Source organism: Amycolatopsis sp. DSM 110486 (assembly GCF_019468465.1).
Lineage (GTDB): Bacteria > Actinomycetota > Actinomycetes > Mycobacteriales > Pseudonocardiaceae > Amycolatopsis.
In genome coordinates this window covers 2288213-2305012 of record NZ_CP080519.1, presented here as the reverse complement: position 1 = coordinate 2305012, position 16800 = coordinate 2288213, and the positions used below count along the sequence as shown (strand labels likewise).

Here is a 16800-nt window from a genome sequence, read left to right as displayed (position 1 = left end):
CCCCGGCTCACGCGTGCACGGTCAGCACGGGGTTGGACACGAGCCCGAACGACCGCAGCACCCCGAGCAGCTCCCGGTGCCCGAACGCCTGGCACGCCGACGCGAACCCGGCCCGCCGCGGCGGCTGCTGCAGCAGCGAGTACGCGGCGTACGCCTGCAACAGGCCCGTCTGCTTGTAGTTGCAGGTCCCGTGGATCACGCAGTGGGCGCGGCCCAGCGGGCCCGACGCGTGCACCGAGTCCAGCGACGTGTTCAGCCGCTGGTTCTCCCGCGGCGGCATCTCGTCGCGCACGGCGGCGGCCTGCTCGTGCAGCACCTTCAGCTTCTCGGCTTCCGGCAGGTCCTTCACCTGCTCCAGCACAGCGGCCACGATCATCGGCACGCCCTGCATCAGCGCGCGGTCGAACACACCGCCGATGGCCTTCACGTTGGCCACGCGCGGGTCGCGCTTGAACCACACCGGGTGCGAAGTCCCGCCCCACGGCAGCGCGAGGCCGGTTTCGTGGTGACCGGGCACGACGACGTCGTGCAGACCGCCGTCGGCCGGCCACTCCTGGTACTCGTTCTGTTCCAGGTAGTACGCCGAAGAAAGCGCCGCGTTGACGAGGATGGTGCGAGTCGACGCGACAGTCGGGTAACCCTTCCAGAACACCAGGATGTCCAGGGTGTCCAGCCCTGGCGTCTCCAAGCAGATGTTCGCGGCGATCTCGCCGGTCGTGTACATCTGCGCGATGCCCGGCGACAGCAGCAGCCCCTGGGCCGCCATGTCGGCGCCGTAGCGCTCCTCGGCCGAGATCAGCCAGTCCTGCTCGCCGGTCGTGTCCAGGTAGTGCGCCCCCGACGCGAGGCAGGCCTGCACGACCTCGTGGCCGTACTCGCTGAACGGGCCGACGGTGTTGCACACCACCGACGCGCCCGCGAACAGCTCGGTGAGCGGCCCGACCTCGTGGGCCACCTCCACCACCTCGTGGTCGACGGTGTCGAGGCCGGGGATGTGGTCGAGCGACTCCTGAAGCCGGGCCTTGTCGCGCCCCGCGGCGACGAAGGGCACGTTGTACTCGCGCAGGTATTCGCAGATCAGGCGCCCGGTGTAGCCGGAAGCGCCGTAGACGACGACGGGCTTGCTCACGACGGTTGTCCTTTCGCAGAGGTCGCTGAAGTCAGTGGGGTCGGCTCGGGTTTCCGGTCACATGCCCATGCCGCCGTCGACCGGCAGCCCCGCGCCGGTGATGAACCGGGCGGCGTCGGAGGCGAGGAACACCACGGCGTCGGCCATGTCGGCCACCTCACCGAGCCGCCCCGCCGGCGTCTGCCCGACCACGGCGCCGATCGCTTCTTCGACGCTGGGGAACAACCCCACTTCGACGACGTCGTTGGCCAGCTGGTTGCCCATCTGCGTGGGCACGAGGCCCGGGTACACGCAGTTCACGCGCACGCCGTAACCGAGCTTCCCGGCCTCCATCGCGGCCACGCGCGTGAGCCGGTCGACGGCCGACTTCGTGGCGGAGTAGCCCGCGATCCCGGGAAACGCGATGGTCGCGGCCACCGAGGAGATGTTCACGATCGAACCGCCGTTGCCGGCCGCGCCGCCGGGGCGCATCGCGCGGAACGCGTGCTTCACGCCGAGCGCGGTGCCGAGCACGTTGACCTCGAGCATCTTGCGCACGTGGGCGGGGTCGAGGTCGGCGACGAGGCCGGTGATCTCGACGCCGGCGTTGTTCACCAGCACGTCGAGCCCGCCGTACTCGCCGACGACCGCGCTCACGGCCTGCTCCCAGCCCGCGTCGTCGGTCACGTCGAGGCGGACGAAGCCGGCCGTCGCGCCGGTCTGCTTGATCGAGTCGGCCGTGGCGCGGCCCAGCTCCTCCTGCACGTCGGCGATGACCACGGTGGCCCCGGCCTTCGCGAGCGCCTCGGCCATCCCGGCCCCCAGGCCCTGTGCCCCACCCGTCACCAGCGCGGTTCGCCCGCTCAGGTCGTACGAAACCATCGACATCTCCTCCTTGAGACATGCGGCGTAGGTCACACCGTAGCTAACTTTGGACAGTCGTCAAGATTTTCTTGGACAGTCGTCAAGGAATTTCCGCATCGGGTCCCGGGTCGCGCTAGACTCCCGGCGTGACGCAGGCAAAGGAGCGCATCTCGCGCCGGGGCGTGGACAAGTTCGCCCAGCGGCGCGAGCAGCTGGCGGAATCCGCGCTGCAGACGCTCGCCGAGCTGGGCTACGCCCGCACAAGCCTGCGCGAGATCGCCCAGAAGTCGGATTTCTCCCACGGCGTGCTGCACTACTACTTCGCCGACAAGGTCGAGCTGCTCACCTACGCGGTGCGCAAGTTCGAAGAGGTCTGCGTGACGCGCTACGACGACGTCGTGGCCGAGGCGCACACCGCCGAGGAGCTCGAACGCGGCTTCGGCGCGGCCATGGCGGCGACGCTGCGCACCGACGCCGTAATGCACCGCCTCTGGTACGACTTGCGCAACCAGAGCCTGTTCGAGGAGTCCTTCCGCGCCGACGTGCTCGAGATCGACGAGCGCAGGCAGGCCATGATCTGGCGCGTCGTCGAGCGCTACGCCGAGCTGGCCGGCGCCGTGCCGCAGGTGTCCGAGGCCGTCGCGTATGCCACGTTCGACGGCCTCTTCCAGCAGTTCCTGCTCCGCCACCTCGCCGGGCGGGAGACCGCGGCCGACGAGCTCGGCGAAGCCGTGCCGCGCGTGGTCAAGCAACTGTTCTGCACGGCCTGACGGCGCGGGTTTCCCGGCCGTGTGAGTGCGGCGGGCGGATCCGGTGCAGCGGGTTAGGATGCCGGACGTCGGTTGGGCAGGCGGGAGGGCCAGTGGTCGAGAAAGCGCGCTGCGCTGGGGGTGCGTGGTGACGGCGTCTGCTTCAGCCGAGCTGCCGCCGGAGCCGCAGGAGGTGGTCGGCCCGCTCACGCGCGCGGCGATCTTCCTGGTGGTCCGCGTGAACCCAGGCGGCGAGTCCGTGGCGAAGGACCTGCTGGCCGATCTGGCCGGGTTGCAGCGTTCTGTCGGGTTCCGGTCGCTGGACGGCGGGCTCACGTGCGTGGCCGGCATCAGCTCGTCGGCGTGGGACCGGATCTACGGCTCGCCGAAGCCGGCCGAGCTGCACGACCTGCCCGTGTTCGCCGGGGACAAGCACACCAGCGTGACGACCAAGGCCGACCTGTTGTTCCACCTGCGGGCCGAGCGGATGGACCTGTGCTTCGAGCTCGAGTCGCTGATCATGGAGCGGCTCGACGGTGTGGTCACGGTCGTCGACGAGGTGCAGGGCTTCCGCTACTTCGACGCGCGTGACGTGCTCGGGTTCGTCGACGGCACCGAGAACCCGACCGGCCGCGGCGCCGTCGAGGCCGTGCTGGTCGACGACGACGAGGCGTTCAACGGCGGCAGCTACGTGATCGTGCAGAAGTACCTGCACGACATGACGGCGTGGAACAAGCTCACCACCGAGCAGCAGGAGCTGGTGATCGGCCGGCGCAAACTGTCCGATGTGGAGCTGTCGGACGACGAGAAGCCCGGCGACTCGCACATCGCGCTCAACGTGATCGAAGACGAAGACGGCAACGAGCTGGAGATCCTGCGCGACAACATGCCCTTCGGGCGCCCCGCGTACGGCGAGTTCGGCACGTACTTCATCGGCTACGCCAAGACGCCCTCGATCATCGAGACGATGCTGGAGAACATGTTCGTCGGCTCGCCGCCCGGCAACACCGACCGCATCCTCGACTTCTCGACGCCGCTCACGGGTGCGCTGTTCTACGTGCCCGTGGCGGAGTTCCTGGAAGACCCGACTGTCGCGAGCGACGAGTCGGCCGAACCCGAAGTCAAGCCGGAGCCCCCGGCACCCAAGCCCGGCACCTCGCTGGGCATCGGCAGCCTGCGAAGGAGTCCCCGGTCATGAACAACCTGCATCGCGAACTCGCCCCGATCTCCGACGTCGCCTGGTCGGACCTCGAGGACGAGGCCCGGCGCACGTTCGCCGAGTTCGCGTCGGCGCGCAAGGTGGTCGACGTGGTGGTGGCCGACGACGCGACCCTTTCGGCCGTGGGCACCGGGCACGTCGAGGGCGTCGAGAGCCCGCTGGCCGGCGTGTCCACGCGGCTTCGCACGGCGCAGCGGATCGTGGACCTGAAGGTGCCCTTCACCGTCACGCGCGAGGCCGTCGACTCCGTCGAGTGGGGCGCGAAGGACCCGGACTGGCAGCCGGTGAAGGACGCAGCGCAGGCCATCGCGTACGCCGAGGACCGCATCGTGTTCGACGGCTTCGCGGGCGCCGGCATCGCGGGCATCCGGCCCGCGTCTTCGCTGAGCCCGATCGCGCTGCCCGGCGAGGCGAGCGCGTACCCGAAGGCGATCGGTGACGCGTTGGCGAAGCTGCGTTCGGCCGGCGTCGCGGGGCCGTACTCGGTGCTGCTGAGCAACGCCGCCTACACCGCCGCGATCGAGGCCGCCGACCACGGTTACCCGGTGCTGGAGCACCTGAAGCAGATCGTGGACGGGGACCTGATCCTGACGCCGGCGATCGAGGGCGCGTGCGTGCTCACGACTCGCGGCGGCGACTACGAGCTGCACTTCGGGCAGGACCTGTCGATCGGCTACACGAGCCACGACGCCGACAGCGTGCAGCTGTACTTCCGCGAGACGCTGACGTTCCTGGTCAACACGGCCGAGGCCGCGGTCGGTCTGACTGCTTGATTCCGAACGGGGAAGCCGCCTTGCGTGGGCGGCTTCCCCTTTGTTTCAGAGCTTTTCCGCTGCTTCGTAGAGGTTCTTCGCGTCCGCGCCGAGCGGGGCGCCCTCGAGGCTGAGGGTCTTGGACTCGCCGGTGGTCTCGTCGTAGTCGAGCTCGCCGCGGCTGGTGACCGAGAAGATCTCGCCGTAACCGGTCCAGCGGTTGAAGCCGTCGAACCACGGGCCGCCGCTGGAACCGCCGGCCATGTCGCACGTGGACATCCAGTGGTCGGACACGGTCGGGTCCTGGTGCGTGGGCAGGTCGCACCACATCAGCGCTTCCCCGAAGTACGCCTTCGAGCCGGGGTAACCGACGATCGCGGCCTGCGTGGTTCCCTTGTGGTCGAAGGAAATCCGCTGTGTGCCCGCGACCTGGGCGACGTGGCGGCCCTGCTGCTGGTCGAGCACGACCATGGCGACGTCGGGTTCGCTGCCCGTGGTGTAGGAGTGGCGGAAGGCGAGCGCGCGTGTCGCGAACACCCCGTGCGGGCGGCGGCCCTGGTCGTAGCCGGGCACGAACACGGAGTTCTTGATCGGGATCACCTGGTCCTCCCGGTTCAGCCCGGCGTACGCGCAGTGCCCGGCCGTCACGAGGACGTCGCCACTCGTGCTCGGCACGGCGGTGGCGGTGCACCAGCTGTCCAGCGGCGCCTCGCCGGGCGAGACCTCGGTGAAGAACAGCCGTCCGACCCCCTGCGGCCCCGGCCCGGCCCAGCGCTTCGCCACCTGCTCCACGCGGTCGATCGTGTCGGCCCCGGCGGCCTTCATCTTCTCGGGTGTCCAGTACGCGAGCGCGGCCGCACGGTCGGCGGCGCTGAAGGCGGTCACGTCGTTCTCACCGGCGGCGGAGGCGGTGGTGGCCGCCGTGGCGGCTGTAGCGGCGGTGGCCAGCACGGCCGCGAGGGTCACCAGGGTGCGGCGGATCGTCAAGATCGTCATTACCAGGAGACGGCCGGGGACGCGGGCGGTTCCGCCCCGGTCCGGTGAATTGCCCGGTCGTACTACGCGGCGGTGCCGCCGAGGGCGTCGAGGATCTTCTCGCACGTCGCGGCGAAGCGGGCGGCTTCGGTGGGCGAGACGACGTCGAAGAAGAGCTTGCGGACCTGCGCCGCGTGGGCGGGGGCGGCGTCGACGATGGCCTGGTGCCCGGCGGGGGTGAGGCAGAACTCGGGGGAGCGCGCGTTGTCCGTGGGCTCGCGGCAGACGAGGCCACGGCGTTCCATGCGCTTGAGGTGGTGGGAGAGGCGGCTTTTCTCCCAGCCGGTCGACTCGATGAGCTCGTACGCGCGCATCCGCTCGTCCGGGGCTTCGGACAGGGTGACGAGGATCAGGTAGTCGGCGCCGGAGAGGCCGAACTCGTTCTGCAGGTGGCGCGCGAGGGCGTGGTCGAGGCGCTGGCTCATCGCGAGGAAGGCGCGCCAGGCACGCTGCTCGCCGTCCCCGAGCCAGCGCGGTTCTGTCATGAGGGGCGATGGTAGCGGGGCCGGTTTCGCACCAGCACCGGCAACGCGGCCAGCAGCGCGAGGCCGCGCACGGCGCCGGCGACGGGGTAGGGGACACGCAGCCCGAAGGCCGCCGCGAGGAAACCGCCGGTCAGCGTGCCGAGCGGGATGAGGCCCCAGCCGAGGAGTTTGTAGACGCTGGTGACGCGCCCGAGCAGCGGCGCCGGGACGAGGTCCTGGCGGAGGCTGACGGTGACGACGTTCCAGAGCGTGGTCACGAAACCGTTGAGGGCGAGGAAAACGCCGAGGACAGCGGCGTTCGGGCTGAGGCCGATGGCGGCGAAGACCGCGGCGTTCGCGGCGAGGCTGGTGACGAGTGCGCTGAGTGGCCCGATTTTCGCGACGATCCGGGCGTTGACCAGACCACCGGCGACGCTGCCGACGGCCGCGGCCGCGAGCAGCACGCCGTAGCCGCCGGGGCTGACGTGGAGGGTCTGGGTGGCGAGGAGGACGAGGGTCGCGGTGGCGAGCTGGCCGCAGAAGGTGTTGACGCCCAGGAGAATCGCGAGGGTGCGCAGCAACCGGTGGTGCGCGAGCCAGCGGAGCCCTTCGGCAATTGGGGCTTTCCGCGTGGCTTGGTGCGTGCGGCGAGGCAGCTTCGCGACGAGCGCGGCCGACGCGGCGAAGGAAACCGCGTCGAGCCCGAACGGAAGGGCTGCCGTGAGCGCGAACAACGCGCTGCCCAGCGGCGGGCCGGCGAACTGGACGCCCACCGTCTTGACGACCTGAAGGGAACCGTTGGCGCGGGGCAGCAACGGTTTCGGGACGACCTCGGGCAGGAACGCCTGTGCTGCCGTGCCGAAGACGACATCGCCGGCACCGAGGGCGACGGCGGTGAGGACCAGCAGCACGATCGTCGCCTGGTGGCCGGCGACGAGCAGCGCGACGGCACCGGCGACGGCGGCTTGCGCGAGCTGCGCGCGCGTCATGAGCCGGACGCGGTCGTGCCGGTCGGCCCAGGCACCTGCGGGCAACGAGAGCAGCAGCCACGGCACGTACTCGGCGGCGGCCACGAGCGACACGAGCCGCGGATCGCGCGTGACGGTGACGGCCAGCAGGGGCATGGCCGTGACGAAGGCTCCGTTGCCGACGTTGTCGATCCCGTTGGCCCACCACAGCTTCCGGTACCCGGCCGGCAGTTTTGTCACGACGGCGATCCTGGTGGCGGAGCGTCGGCCGCGACATCTTTTAGCTCCTTGCTACATACTCGGCGGGGTGGCAGACATCGTCGAGGTGGGCGTCGCCGAGCTGGCGGCGACGCGGTTCGCCGTGTCGCCGTTGTCGGAGACGGTCGCGGCGTTGCTGCAGGTCATGGGGCGCACCTGGGGGCCGCTGCACCAGCCGTGGTTGCGGTGGGTGGCCGACGAGCTCGCGCGTGAGCCGCTCGACGTGCCGCTGGCGTGGGCTTTGCTGACCGCCAAGGGCTTGGGTTGGCCGAACTTCCTCGTTCCCGCTCCGGCGCACGCGACCAGCACGATCGACGACGATCTCGCCATGCTCGGGCGCACTGCGGCGCGGCAGGTGCGCGCCAGCATTTCGCGGGTTTTCGGGGACGATCCGCCGCCGGTCGTCGCGGAGTTCGCGGCGCGTCCGGCGGCGGGGTTGCGGGTGCTGGCGGCCGAGCTGCGCGTGGCGTACGAACGGCTGGTGGCGCCGCACTGGCCGCGGATCCGGGCCGTGCTGGACGCCGATGTCGTCCATCGGGCGCGGCAGCTGGCGGTCGGTGGCGCGGAACGGCTGTTCGCCGATCTGCATCCCGAGCTGAGCTGGTCGGCCGGGTGGTTGCGCCTGTCGGGGACGGGCCGGGACGTGGTCGTCAACCGGGGTCCGGGTGGTCTGGTGCTGATGCCGGTCGTGCTCGGCTCGCCCGATGTGCTGATCAAGCGCAACACCGCCACACAGACTACCGTGCGGTATCCGGCGCGCGGGGTTGGTGCACTGTGGACAGTCGGTGCCGCGCCGGTCGGGGACGCGCTGGTCAGGCTGCTGGGCCGGCCGCGGGCCGAGCTGCTGGAAGCCTTGCGGTCGCCCGCGACGACCACGGATCTGGCGGTGTCGCTCGGCGTTTCGCCGAGCGCGGTATCGCAGCACCTGCGCGTGTTGCGGGAGAACGGCCTGGTCGCGGGGCAACGGTCCGGGCGTTCGGTGCTGTACCTGACGACTCCGCTCGGCGAGGCGCTGCTCGGCCGGCGCGCTGTTACGTGATCCTGCGCAGCTGTTACGCCGCGCGGACATTCGCCTGACGGTCCGGGGACACGCGGGTTGCACCGTGGTCCGGGTGATCGTCGTGGGGTCGTCCGGGAGTGGGAATGCCTGAAATGCGTGCCAAGTTCGTGCTGTTGCTGCTGCCCGCGGTGCTCGTCGCGGGGTGTTCGACGGCGGCGGCGGAGTGGCCGACGGGCGTTGCCTCGGGTTCGTCCGACCCCGACACCGATCCGGCGCAGGGCGGGATTCCGTCGGGCAAGGACCTCACGCCGTTCGACACGAGCTACCCGGCCGTGTCGAAGCTGGATCCGAACCTACTGAAGGCCGTGCAGCAGGCGGCGACGGACGCGCGGGGGCGGGGGATCGAGTTCAAGGTGACTTCGGGGTGGCGGAGCAAGGCGTATCAGCAGCGGCTGCTCGAAGAGGGGATCCAGAAGTACGGGAGCCTCCAGAACGCGCGCCAATACGTGAACACGCCGGAGAAATCGACGCACGTCTCCGGCAAGGCCGTGGACATCGGCCCGACCGACGCCGACGACTGGCTCATCCGCCACGGCGACGACTACGGCCTCTGCCAGGCGTATTCCAATGAGCTGTGGCATTTCGAGCTGCTCACGACGCCGGGTGGCACGTGCCCGGCGCCGTTGCCGAACGCGGCGGGTTAACTTTCCTTGGTGCGGCGGCGAAATGTGTCGATCAGGAAGCACGCGACCGGGTCGCCGCCGCGTTCCGGGGTGCCGAAGCCGGGCCCCGGTGGGGTGACCACGCGGCCGTTCGACGTGGTGAAGGCCGTGCCGGTGGCCGACGCCGTGGCCGGCACCGCCTCGAACGCCAGCGAGCCGCCGATCACGGCCAGCGCCGCGACCCCCTTGCCGATGGTCCTCATCCGCTCCTCCTCCGGTTCGTGACACCGAGCTTGGCACGCGAATTCGTCACCGGTCAAACAGGTTGCGCATGAGGTAATACTTCGGTCAGGCCTCCGGCGCGCAGTCATCCTCCCGCGACGTTCATTACCTGGTGGACGCCCGTGCTCACTCAAGGTTGCTTTCTTGGGGGCAATCCCACTTCGGGCGGTAATCCGTCCGTGGTGTGGGCATATTTCGAGTGAGCAGGCCAGACCGGTGAATGAATCACCGGCGGCCGCGCTCCGCGGCGGATCGTCCGCTCGCGTACAGGGAGGGAGCCACTCCATGACCATCACTCTTCGCCGGGCCGCCACCATCACCGCTCTGGCCGGCGCGGCCGCCGCCTCCGTCGCGTTCATCGGCGTGGGCACGGCGTCGGCCATGCCCACCGACTTCCGCTGCACCGCGGCTCAGGTCGACACCACCATCGTCGCCGGCGACCCGGGCGCCGGCCAGCGCTACGCGAACGTCGTTTTCACCGCGAAACCCGGCGAGTCCTGCAACTTCCAGGGCGCCCTGCCGGTCTCCTTCACGGGCGCCGACGGCGTCACCGTCACCCCCGAGGCGGGCTCCTCGGACGCGCCCCTGGTGACCATCGCCGACGGTCAGCAGGCCACCATGCTCCTGCACTGGAGCGGCATCGAGGCGCCCGAGCACCAGGTCCAGCCCACCGCAGTCACCATCACGGCCCCCGGCACCACGACCCCTCGCGGCGACACCAGCGACCCGCAGATCACGCTGCCGTGGGACCAGTCGCCCCTCGACGCTTCCGCCGAGGCCCACAACGTCACGGTGGGACCGGTCATCGCCGCCTGACGCCGGGCTCGTCGCGCGGCCCGAGGGGTGCTGACGTGCCATGATCGGGCCACGCGGCGTCGATTCCTGGAGATGGCATGACTACCACCGGCCGGCGGGAGGCCGAGCTCAACAGCGGGATCCTCCCCGGCAACGTGCATGTGGACGACTGGGTGATGTTTCTGCTCGCCGTCGTCTCTGTCGGGGGCCTGGGCTACCTGCTGCTCGGGCCCCCGCCGCCGGCAGCGCTCGACGCGTGGTTCTTCAGCGTCGACTGCGTGGTCTGCGGCATCTTCCTGCTCCACTTCCTCTGGCGGTGGCGCAAGGTCGCCTGGCGCATGGCCTTCCTGACGCGCAACTGGTACGAGGTCTTCGCGATGATCCCGGTCGCGTACCCGCCGTTCGTCGCGCAGCACCACCTGATCGCCGGGCTGCTGCTGCTCATCCGCATCGGCCGCGCGGCCGACCGGGCCGTCGGGGAGCAGTTCTTCTACCGCCTGGTGGAGAAACTTTCCGACCCGATCGTGCGCGCCATCAAGAAACCCGTGACGATCGCCGTGCTCGACGAGGTCGTCAAGGTCCTCGAGACGGGCAACTACCCCGAGAACCTCGCGAAGTCCCTCAGTGAGAACAAGGTGGAACTCCGGGCCATCATCACGGAAAAACTCGCCGCCGACCCACAGCTCGGCCGCCTGCGCCGCCTGCCGTTCCACGACGAGATCGTCCGCGCGGCCGTCGACGCTTCCTTCCGGGTCTTGCTGGAGGTCCTCCTGGACTCCCGCATCGACGACTTCTTCTCCGCCGTGGTGAGGGACAACCGCGAACAAATCCGCCGCGCCGTCTCCCTCGGCCTGAGCGAGGTGGACGACTCCCCGGACGAAGGCCTGCTCCGCACCCGACCCCAACGCACTGCGGCACGGGAGTACGACCTCAGCCATCCCCGTCCGGAACCGACCAAGCCGCCTGAGAAGCAGCGGTGACCGGAGGCGGCTGCTGGGGTGCGGCCGTGTCCAGCGTGCACCCGGTCAGCACGCCGCCCAGCGTCGCGCCGGCGGCGAAAGCGAGCGTGACGGCGCGGACCGCGTAGCCGGCTGTGCAGTGGATCTCCATGTCGACCCCATTCATGTCGATGTGACGATTATGGGGTTCACGGTAGGCCCGACCACCTTTAACGTCAAGGTGACGAGAATTTCGTCAGGAGCTGCGCAGCATCGCGGGGTGCAGGATGGTGGCCGGGCCGCGTCGGAACACGGCCGCGGGGCGGCCGGCTTGGCGTGACACCCGTTCACCGGTCGGTACCAGAAAACCTGGCACGCTCATGATCTTGCGGTGGAAGTTTCGGGGGTCGAGGGTTTCGCCCCAGACGATCTCGTAGACCTCGCGCAGGTCCGTCACGGTGAACTCGGGGCCGCAGAACGCCGCCGCGAGCGTGGTGTACTCGAGCTTGCTCCGCGCGCGTTCCACGGCATCGGTGATGATCTTCTTGTGGTCGAACGCGACCGTCGCCCGCGGTCGCAGCACCTTGTCCACAGGCATCAGCACCGCCTCGCTCGCGTCTCCGCCCGCTGCGGGCTCCGGCAGGTTCGGCGAGAAGCCGAGGTAGCACACGGTGACGACCCGGCGACGCGGATCGCGCCCCGGTGTCCCGTAGGTGCGCAGCTGCTCCAGGTGCAGATCCTTCGCGTGCAGCCCGGTCTCTTCTTGCAACTCGCGTGCGGCGGCGACGTCAAGGTCTTCCTCGGCTGAAGCGAGGAATCCGCCGGGGAGCGCGAGCATCCCCTCGTATGGCGGGATTCCGCGCTTCACCAGCATGATCTGCAGCGCTCCCTCGTGGACCGTGAGCACGGCGAGGTCCACGGCGACGGCGACCTCGGGCGGGGTCCAGCCCTCGTCGTCAGGCATCGTCGGCGCGTTCCGCGGCGCCCGGGCGAGTGTCCATAGTGCACAGTGTAGCCGCCGGGAAAATATTCGTCGTATTGACGAGAATGTGCCGTGCGGTCTACCGTGCAACTTGCACTCATCACCTCCCGCCGCCGACCCCGTCCGACCGGGCCGCCGGTCACCCCGTGCTGCCCGGGAGGAAACGCCATGACGGAACGAATCGGAGCGACCCCATGATCGTCATCCTCACCGCGCTGGACATCGAGCACGGCGCGGTCCGTGCCCGGATGACCGGTGTGGAGCAGCGCAGCCACCGGGCCGGCACGCTGTTCGACGTCGGCACGCTCGACGACTGGCCGGGGTGCACCGTGGCCCTCGCGGTCACGGGCATGGGCAACATCACGGCCGCCGCGCTCGCGGAACGCGCCGTCGCGGAGTTCTCCCCGGCGGCGATCCTCTTCGTCGGTGTCGCCGGCAGCCTCCGCGAATGGCTCCAGCTCGGCGACGTGATCGTGGCGGACAAGGTTTATGCCTACCAGGGCGGCCGCAGTGTCGACGAAGGGTTGCTGAGCCGGCCACGGGCCTGGGAGCTGTCCCACCGCGCCGACCAGATCGCGCGCTCCCTCAAGCGCGACGGCACATGGAGCCGTTCTCTGTCGGCGGAGAGCCAGGGCAACACCCCGCGTGTCCACTTGGGACCGATCGCGGCCGGCGACGTGGTGCTCGACTCCAGGCTCTCCGACGTCGCGGAACTGTTGCGCAAGAACTACAACGACGCCGTGGCCGTGGAGATGGAGAGCGCGGGCCTGGCCCTGGCCGGTCACCTCAACGAGAACATCCCGGCCGTCACGATCCGCGGCATCAGCGACCACGCCGGAGGCGAAAAGGAACTCACCGACCGGGAAGGCTGGCAGGGGCCGGCTTCCCGCAACGCTGCCGCCTTCGCCGTCGCACTGGCCGCCGCCCTCGACGATGGTCGGGACGGTGAGGGCCGCGCGAAGGAGGAGCCGGCGGTGCCGCCGAGTCCCAGCCCGACGATGATCGCGCGAGACAACGCTCGCGTCGGCCAGCAGATCGGGATCAACCACGGCACCACGAACTTCGGCGGAGGGCAGTGGTGAACTTCCCTCCCGGCCAATCAGGTCCGGTTGCGCAGGACAACGCGCACGTGGACCAGCAGATCGGCGTCAACTTCGGGGAAACCACGTTCCACAACAACGGAACGTACTACGTCAACCAGGAAGACCCGCCCGAAAGGAAGTTCGCGGTCGCTCTCAACCACCTGCGGGGTGGTACGGCGCGTGCTGCCGAATCGATCTTCGCCGACCTCCTGCGAAACGGACACGCCAGCACGCAGACCGCGTACTACTACGCGCTCTCCGTCTTCAGCGAGCGCTCGCTGAACGAGATGGGCGACGAAATGTACTCGCGGTACCGCGATGCGAACCGCACAGCAGCGCGGTTTCCGGACGACGAGTGGCGGGCCGCGCTCGCCGTGGTGGCCGATCTGCTCTCGTGCGTGTGGCGGCAGGAAAGCGGGGAGGCGCTCGACCAGACCGCGCTGACGAAGGCCATCGACAACTTCAACGCCCTGTCCGTCGGCCGCCAGATCGAGATCACCCGGCACCTCGACATGATGCTCGGCGGCGCGATCCAGGACCACCTCGACGTGGTCGAAGCCCAGCGCGTGGCCGAGGCCCGAGTGGGCGGCGGCCGAGCGAGACGCGCGTGGAAATTCTTCGAGCCCGTCCCGGCGAAGCCGAGGCTCCTCGGCGTGCAGCCCGTGAACGTTCCCACGGCTACGTGGGCCCGGATCTGGCTGGGTGTCGCGGCGTTCGTGATCGCGGTGATCGTGGCGCTGTCTTCGATCGGTTCGGGGAACACGGCGCTGGGGTTGGTCGCGCTGGTCGTGTTCGGTGCCGGCGTCTACGGTGCCCTGCGATTCGGGCTCGACCGGGAGTTCCGTGCCAGGAAGCTGGCGTGGCTGGACGCCGAGCACGGATACACGTTGCAGCGACAGGCGATGGTGTCACCGGGGCACTGGGTCTCGACCGACTTCGTCCGGCAGATCCACGAGCAGGTGGACGCGCGGTTCTCCGAAGCCCGGCCGCACGTCGAAGGTCAGTGGCAGGCGGCGACCGAAGGGGTTCGCGAGTACCTCAAGTGGCGGTTCGTCACCCTCTACGGAAACGCCCAGCTCAAGGCTCCCATGGTGAACTGGCTGATCCGGTGGCACGCGAAACGCGTCGCGGACGGCTGGCTGACCGGCACGAGGTTCGGCTATCGCGCCGGCTTACTGCCGTCCTCACAAACGATCGTGTTGTTCCGCGTGGGTGTCGCGGCGGCGGTCGCCGGATTCGTGGGAATGGCGAGCTCGCAGGCCGGTTACGTCGGAGCCGCGGTCTTCGCCGCGGTCGGCGCCTTCCTCGTGTGGCGTCCGGTCGTTCAGGTCTATGCCGCACGGCAGTTGCACACGGAGCAGGAAGCGGCCGGCCGGCGGTTGTTCGCCGAGGAGCAGCAGGGCTACGACGCTTGGCTGGCAGTGCTCGCCGATCGGCCGTCGGACGCGGAGATGGCTGTGTGGCTGGACCTCGACAAGTCCCACCTCAAGACCTCGGCTCTGCGCCGGGCTTCGCTCGCGAACCGTGATGTGGTCGCTCACGTGGTTCTCACGGAAGGCGATCCGTCGGCGCTCCGCGCCCGGGAAGTCGGTGGGCCGATGCGGTACTCCAAGTATGTGGTCCTGGTCTTCCTCCTGACGCGCAGCGGGGTACGGGAGATCGAGGTGGATCTCGACTTCCTGAACGCGAACACCCACGACGAGCGGCGGACTTCCTTCCGGTACGACGCCCTGGCGTCCGCGCGGGTGTCCGAGGTGGGCGTGCGCTACGCCGACAACAAGCGCTACATCGTGCGGTCCGACGACACCGCCGGGCATCTGGACAAGCACACCCTGCGCAAACGGGCGTTCCGGCTGCGCCTGCTCGACGGGGACGACATCTCGGTGGTCGTCGAGACCTACCGCCGGCAGATCGACGTGACCGAGCAAGAGGACGAGGCCCGGCTCAATTCCCTGGCGCTCGAGGCGTCCGGCATCGTCGGTGCGCTGCACGTGCTCGAAGCCGTCGCCGCCGAGGGCCGGGACTGGATCGCCCGCGAGCAGGAACGTCGCCGGCGGCGGTCCGAGGACTGGCGCCGCGCCGGCGGACCGAGGTTGCTCGGCGACGGGTTGCGGGACCCCTTCGGTGAAGACGGCCCGGAGGCGGGACCGGAGGTCCCCGAGCCACGGTGACCCGGGGGAGGGAAACCCGGGGGCGGTCTTCGGGCCGCCCCCGGGCCTCGGCCGACGGCGCCGTCAACCGCTGAACGAGTGCTGCACGCCCCGGCCCGGGCGGTGAGAGGGCGGGAGTACGCTGGAGTCCTTCGTTGTCGTTGCTGCACAAGGGTTGTGTTGGCGCGCACACGGGGTGATCCGATCGTTTCCGAGGCAAGCTGGGGAGCGTCGGGAGCCGAGGCGCGGGTTGGAGAAGTGAACGTGGTGGATAGCGGGCAGCAGGTGCAGCCGTGCCGACGGCAGGAGTGCTCGGAGGACTCGCTGTGGCGCGGGCTGTGCGCCGCGCACTGGAGCCGGTGGCAGCGTGGCCTGGACGCCCTCGAACTGGCCGAGGACGACGTGCCGCCCCCGCCCGCGCAGGTGTGGTGGCCGCCGGAGCGCCAGGCGGTGCCGTTGAGCAGCCGGGTGCTGCCGGGGTCCTGACCTCGGCGGAGGATCAGCCCTGATCCGAAGGGATCTCCACCTCGGCCCACAAACTGGCCAGGTTCACCACGATCCCCTCCTGGCTGCTGCGCGCGATGATCACCACGGCGTCCTCGCCCGTGGGGTTCTCTTCGCGGTGCGGCACGTACGGGGGCACGAACACGTAGTCGCCCGGCGAGGTCTCCAGGCGGATCTCCGAAGCGCCGTCCGCGAAGACGAACACCGGGTGGCCCGACTGCACGTAGATGGCGGTCTCGGCCGCGCCGTGGTGGTGGTCGCCGGAGTTGGTGTGGGGTGTGACGTGCGTTTCGCCCATCCAGACCTTCTGCGAGCCCACCGTTTTGCCCGAGATGGCCTCGAGCCGGCGCATCCCGGTGGTCTGGTTGGTGTCCCCGGTCAACGAGCCGCCGCGGATGTGGCGCAACGGCTGGTGCCACTGGTCGGTCATCGGGCCTCCACGGTTGATTCCACCACCGTAAGGCGAGCCGGCCCCACCCGCAGCACGCCGTCGTCGAGGGGGACGCAGCGCACGCCGCCGCGGCCGCGCAGGCCGCGGAAGGCGCCGGGGGCGACGGAGACGTCCATCCAGGCGCACGGGTTCGCCGGGCGGCGGGCCTGGAAACGCACGGGGCCGTCACCGCTGTCCAGGGTGAACACGGCTCCCGGATGTGAGCGCGTGGCGGCGAGGTCGTCGACGCGGAAGCCGCGCAAGACGATGTTGCGGCGGGTCAGCAGAGGGTCCACCGGGCCGAACGCGTCGAGCGCCGCGACATCGAACACCGTCACGGCGGCGTCGCGGTGCGCGGCGTGGTTGAAGTAGCGGTCGCCGACCAAACCCAAGCCCGCGCGCACTTCGACGCACGAGCGCGACACCGGCCCGGGATCCGGCCGCGGACCGTCGGACGGGCGGCCCTCGAACGCGTGCACCGGTGACACGAGCAGCGAAACGATCTCCACCGGCGTGCCGTCCACGATCCCGACCCTACCCGCGCCAGGATCACACGCC

At 69.9% G+C, this 16800-nt stretch carries 19 protein-coding genes; 10 read left to right on the top strand and 9 right to left on the bottom strand.

Annotation, left to right across the window (positions count from 1 at the left end):
* Positions 1-7 precede the first annotated feature (7 nt).
* Both K1T34_RS11085 and K1T34_RS11080 read right to left on the bottom strand, forming a co-directional pair.
* On the bottom strand, positions 8-1129 hold the full coding sequence (locus K1T34_RS11085; RefSeq protein ID WP_220244188.1) for a DUF5938 domain-containing protein: 1122 nt from the start codon (positions 1127-1129) through the stop codon (positions 8-10).
* A gap of 57 nt (positions 1130-1186) precedes the next feature.
* Complete coding sequence (locus K1T34_RS11080; protein ID WP_220244187.1) at positions 1187-1990, bottom strand: SDR family NAD(P)-dependent oxidoreductase; 804 nt, start codon at positions 1988-1990, stop codon at positions 1187-1189.
* A gap of 128 nt (positions 1991-2118) precedes the next feature.
* Here K1T34_RS11080 and K1T34_RS11075 point away from each other — a divergent pair, with 128 nt between their 5' ends.
* The 3 genes from K1T34_RS11075 to K1T34_RS11065 all read left to right on the top strand — a co-directional run bounded on the left by K1T34_RS11075 (position 2119) and on the right by K1T34_RS11065 (position 4713).
* Positions 2119-2742 carry a TetR/AcrR family transcriptional regulator gene (locus K1T34_RS11075; protein WP_220244186.1) on the top strand — a complete coding sequence of 208 codons (624 nt, stop codon included), beginning with the start codon at positions 2119-2121 and terminating at the stop codon, positions 2740-2742.
* Positions 2743-2869: 127 nt separating this feature from the next.
* Positions 2870-3919 (top strand): Dyp-type peroxidase, encoded by a 1050-nt coding sequence (locus K1T34_RS11070; protein WP_255638446.1) that lies wholly within the window; start codon positions 2870-2872, stop codon positions 3917-3919.
* Positions 3916-4713: a family 1 encapsulin nanocompartment shell protein gene (locus K1T34_RS11065; RefSeq protein ID WP_220244184.1), complete on the top strand. Its 798-nt coding sequence runs from the start codon at positions 3916-3918 to the stop codon at positions 4711-4713. The genes K1T34_RS11070 and K1T34_RS11065 overlap by 4 nt, the downstream gene beginning before the upstream one ends.
* Before the next feature lie 45 nt (positions 4714-4758).
* Here the strand turns inward: K1T34_RS11065 and K1T34_RS11060 are convergent, their stop codons facing one another.
* From K1T34_RS11060 to K1T34_RS11050, 3 genes are all read right to left on the bottom strand, one after another.
* Positions 4759-5688 (bottom strand): serine protease, encoded by a 930-nt coding sequence (locus tag K1T34_RS11060; RefSeq protein ID WP_220244183.1) that lies wholly within the window; start codon positions 5686-5688, stop codon positions 4759-4761.
* Between the two features lie 62 nt (positions 5689-5750).
* Positions 5751-6212, bottom strand: coding sequence for a MarR family winged helix-turn-helix transcriptional regulator (locus K1T34_RS11055; RefSeq protein ID WP_220244182.1), 462 nt, complete (start codon positions 6210-6212; stop codon positions 5751-5753).
* Positions 6209-7399 carry an MFS transporter gene (locus K1T34_RS11050; RefSeq protein ID WP_220244181.1) on the bottom strand — a complete coding sequence of 397 codons (1191 nt, stop codon included), beginning with the start codon at positions 7397-7399 and terminating at the stop codon, positions 6209-6211. The genes K1T34_RS11055 and K1T34_RS11050 overlap by 4 nt, the downstream gene beginning before the upstream one ends.
* Before the next feature lie 67 nt (positions 7400-7466).
* Here K1T34_RS11050 and K1T34_RS11045 point away from each other — a divergent pair, with 67 nt between their 5' ends.
* Together K1T34_RS11045 and K1T34_RS11040 are read left to right on the top strand one after the other, a co-directional pair.
* A complete protein-coding gene (locus K1T34_RS11045) occupies positions 7467-8456 on the top strand; it encodes an ArsR family transcriptional regulator (protein ID WP_255638445.1) in 990 nt (329 codons plus the stop codon).
* 104 nt (positions 8457-8560) lie between these two features.
* On the top strand, positions 8561-9121 hold the full coding sequence (locus tag K1T34_RS11040) for a M15 family metallopeptidase (RefSeq protein WP_220244179.1): 561 nt from the start codon (positions 8561-8563) through the stop codon (positions 9119-9121).
* On the opposite strand, the gene K1T34_RS11035 is transcribed toward K1T34_RS11040, so the two are convergent.
* Positions 9118-9342, bottom strand: a complete 225-nt coding sequence (locus tag K1T34_RS11035; RefSeq protein ID WP_220244178.1) for a hypothetical protein — start codon at positions 9340-9342, stop codon at positions 9118-9120. The genes K1T34_RS11040 and K1T34_RS11035 overlap by 4 nt on opposite strands.
* Positions 9343-9646: 304 nt before the next feature.
* Between K1T34_RS11035 and K1T34_RS11030 the strand changes: the two genes are divergently transcribed.
* Entirely contained in the window at positions 9647-10177 is a 531-nt protein-coding gene (locus K1T34_RS11030) for a DUF4232 domain-containing protein (protein ID WP_220244177.1), read from the top strand.
* Between the two features lie 77 nt (positions 10178-10254).
* The gene (locus K1T34_RS11025; protein WP_220244176.1) at positions 10255-11136 is read left to right on the top strand and encodes an ion transporter; all 882 of its coding nucleotides are present in this window, start codon (positions 10255-10257) and stop codon (positions 11134-11136) included.
* Between the two features lie 214 nt (positions 11137-11350).
* Here K1T34_RS11025 and K1T34_RS11020 read toward each other — a convergent pair whose 3' ends face one another.
* Entirely contained in the window at positions 11351-12058 is a 708-nt protein-coding gene (locus K1T34_RS11020) for an NUDIX domain-containing protein (RefSeq protein ID WP_220244175.1), read from the bottom strand.
* A 212-nt stretch (positions 12059-12270) separates the two neighbouring features.
* On the opposite strand from K1T34_RS11020, the gene K1T34_RS11015 reads away from it, so the two are divergent.
* From K1T34_RS11015 to K1T34_RS11005, 3 genes are all read left to right on the top strand, one after another.
* Complete coding sequence (locus K1T34_RS11015; protein WP_220244174.1) at positions 12271-13158, top strand: 5'-methylthioadenosine/S-adenosylhomocysteine nucleosidase; 888 nt, start codon at positions 12271-12273, stop codon at positions 13156-13158.
* Positions 13155-15329, top strand: a complete 2175-nt coding sequence (locus K1T34_RS11010) for a hypothetical protein (RefSeq protein WP_220244173.1) — start codon at positions 13155-13157, stop codon at positions 15327-15329. Before K1T34_RS11015 ends, K1T34_RS11010 begins: the two co-directional genes overlap by 4 nt.
* Positions 15330-15566: 237 nt before the next feature.
* A complete protein-coding gene (locus tag K1T34_RS11005; protein ID WP_220244172.1) occupies positions 15567-15794 on the top strand; it encodes a hypothetical protein in 228 nt (75 codons plus the stop codon).
* Between the two features lie 13 nt (positions 15795-15807).
* On the opposite strand, the gene K1T34_RS11000 is transcribed toward K1T34_RS11005, so the two are convergent.
* Positions 15808-16242, bottom strand: coding sequence for a cupin domain-containing protein (locus K1T34_RS11000; RefSeq protein ID WP_220244171.1), 435 nt, complete (start codon positions 16240-16242; stop codon positions 15808-15810).
* Positions 16239-16766 carry a molybdenum cofactor biosysynthesis protein gene (locus K1T34_RS10995; protein ID WP_220244170.1) on the bottom strand — a complete coding sequence of 176 codons (528 nt, stop codon included), beginning with the start codon at positions 16764-16766 and terminating at the stop codon, positions 16239-16241. The genes K1T34_RS11000 and K1T34_RS10995 overlap by 4 nt, the downstream gene beginning before the upstream one ends.
* Positions 16767-16800: the final 34 nt, after the last annotated feature.

What these genes read in the sequence shown, in the direction of transcription:
- K1T34_RS11065 (WP_220244184.1), top strand. Translation starts at nt 3,916, where the DNA reads ATGAACAACCTGCATCGCGAACTCGCCCCGATCTCCGACGTCGCCTGG.
- K1T34_RS11040 (WP_220244179.1), top strand. Translation starts at nt 8,561, where the DNA reads ATGCCTGAAATGCGTGCCAAGTTCGTGCTGTTGCTGCTGCCCGCGGTG.
- K1T34_RS11060 (WP_220244183.1), bottom strand. Translation starts at nt 5,688, where the DNA reads ATGACGATCTTGACGATCCGCCGCACCCTGGTGACCCTCGCGGCCGTG.
- K1T34_RS11015 (WP_220244174.1), top strand. Translation starts at nt 12,271, where the DNA reads ATGATCGTCATCCTCACCGCGCTGGACATCGAGCACGGCGCGGTCCGT.
- K1T34_RS11035 (WP_220244178.1), bottom strand. Translation starts at nt 9,342, where the DNA reads ATGAGGACCATCGGCAAGGGGGTCGCGGCGCTGGCCGTGATCGGCGGC.
- K1T34_RS11025 (WP_220244176.1), top strand. Translation starts at nt 10,255, where the DNA reads ATGACTACCACCGGCCGGCGGGAGGCCGAGCTCAACAGCGGGATCCTC.
- K1T34_RS11080 (WP_220244187.1), bottom strand. Translation starts at nt 1,990, where the DNA reads ATGGTTTCGTACGACCTGAGCGGGCGAACCGCGCTGGTGACGGGTGGG.
- K1T34_RS11000 (WP_220244171.1), bottom strand. Translation starts at nt 16,242, where the DNA reads ATGACCGACCAGTGGCACCAGCCGTTGCGCCACATCCGCGGCGGCTCG.
- K1T34_RS11055 (WP_220244182.1), bottom strand. Translation starts at nt 6,212, where the DNA reads ATGACAGAACCGCGCTGGCTCGGGGACGGCGAGCAGCGTGCCTGGCGC.
- K1T34_RS11020 (WP_220244175.1), bottom strand. Translation starts at nt 12,058, where the DNA reads ATGCCTGACGACGAGGGCTGGACCCCGCCCGAGGTCGCCGTCGCCGTG.
- K1T34_RS11030 (WP_220244177.1), top strand. Translation starts at nt 9,647, where the DNA reads ATGACCATCACTCTTCGCCGGGCCGCCACCATCACCGCTCTGGCCGGC.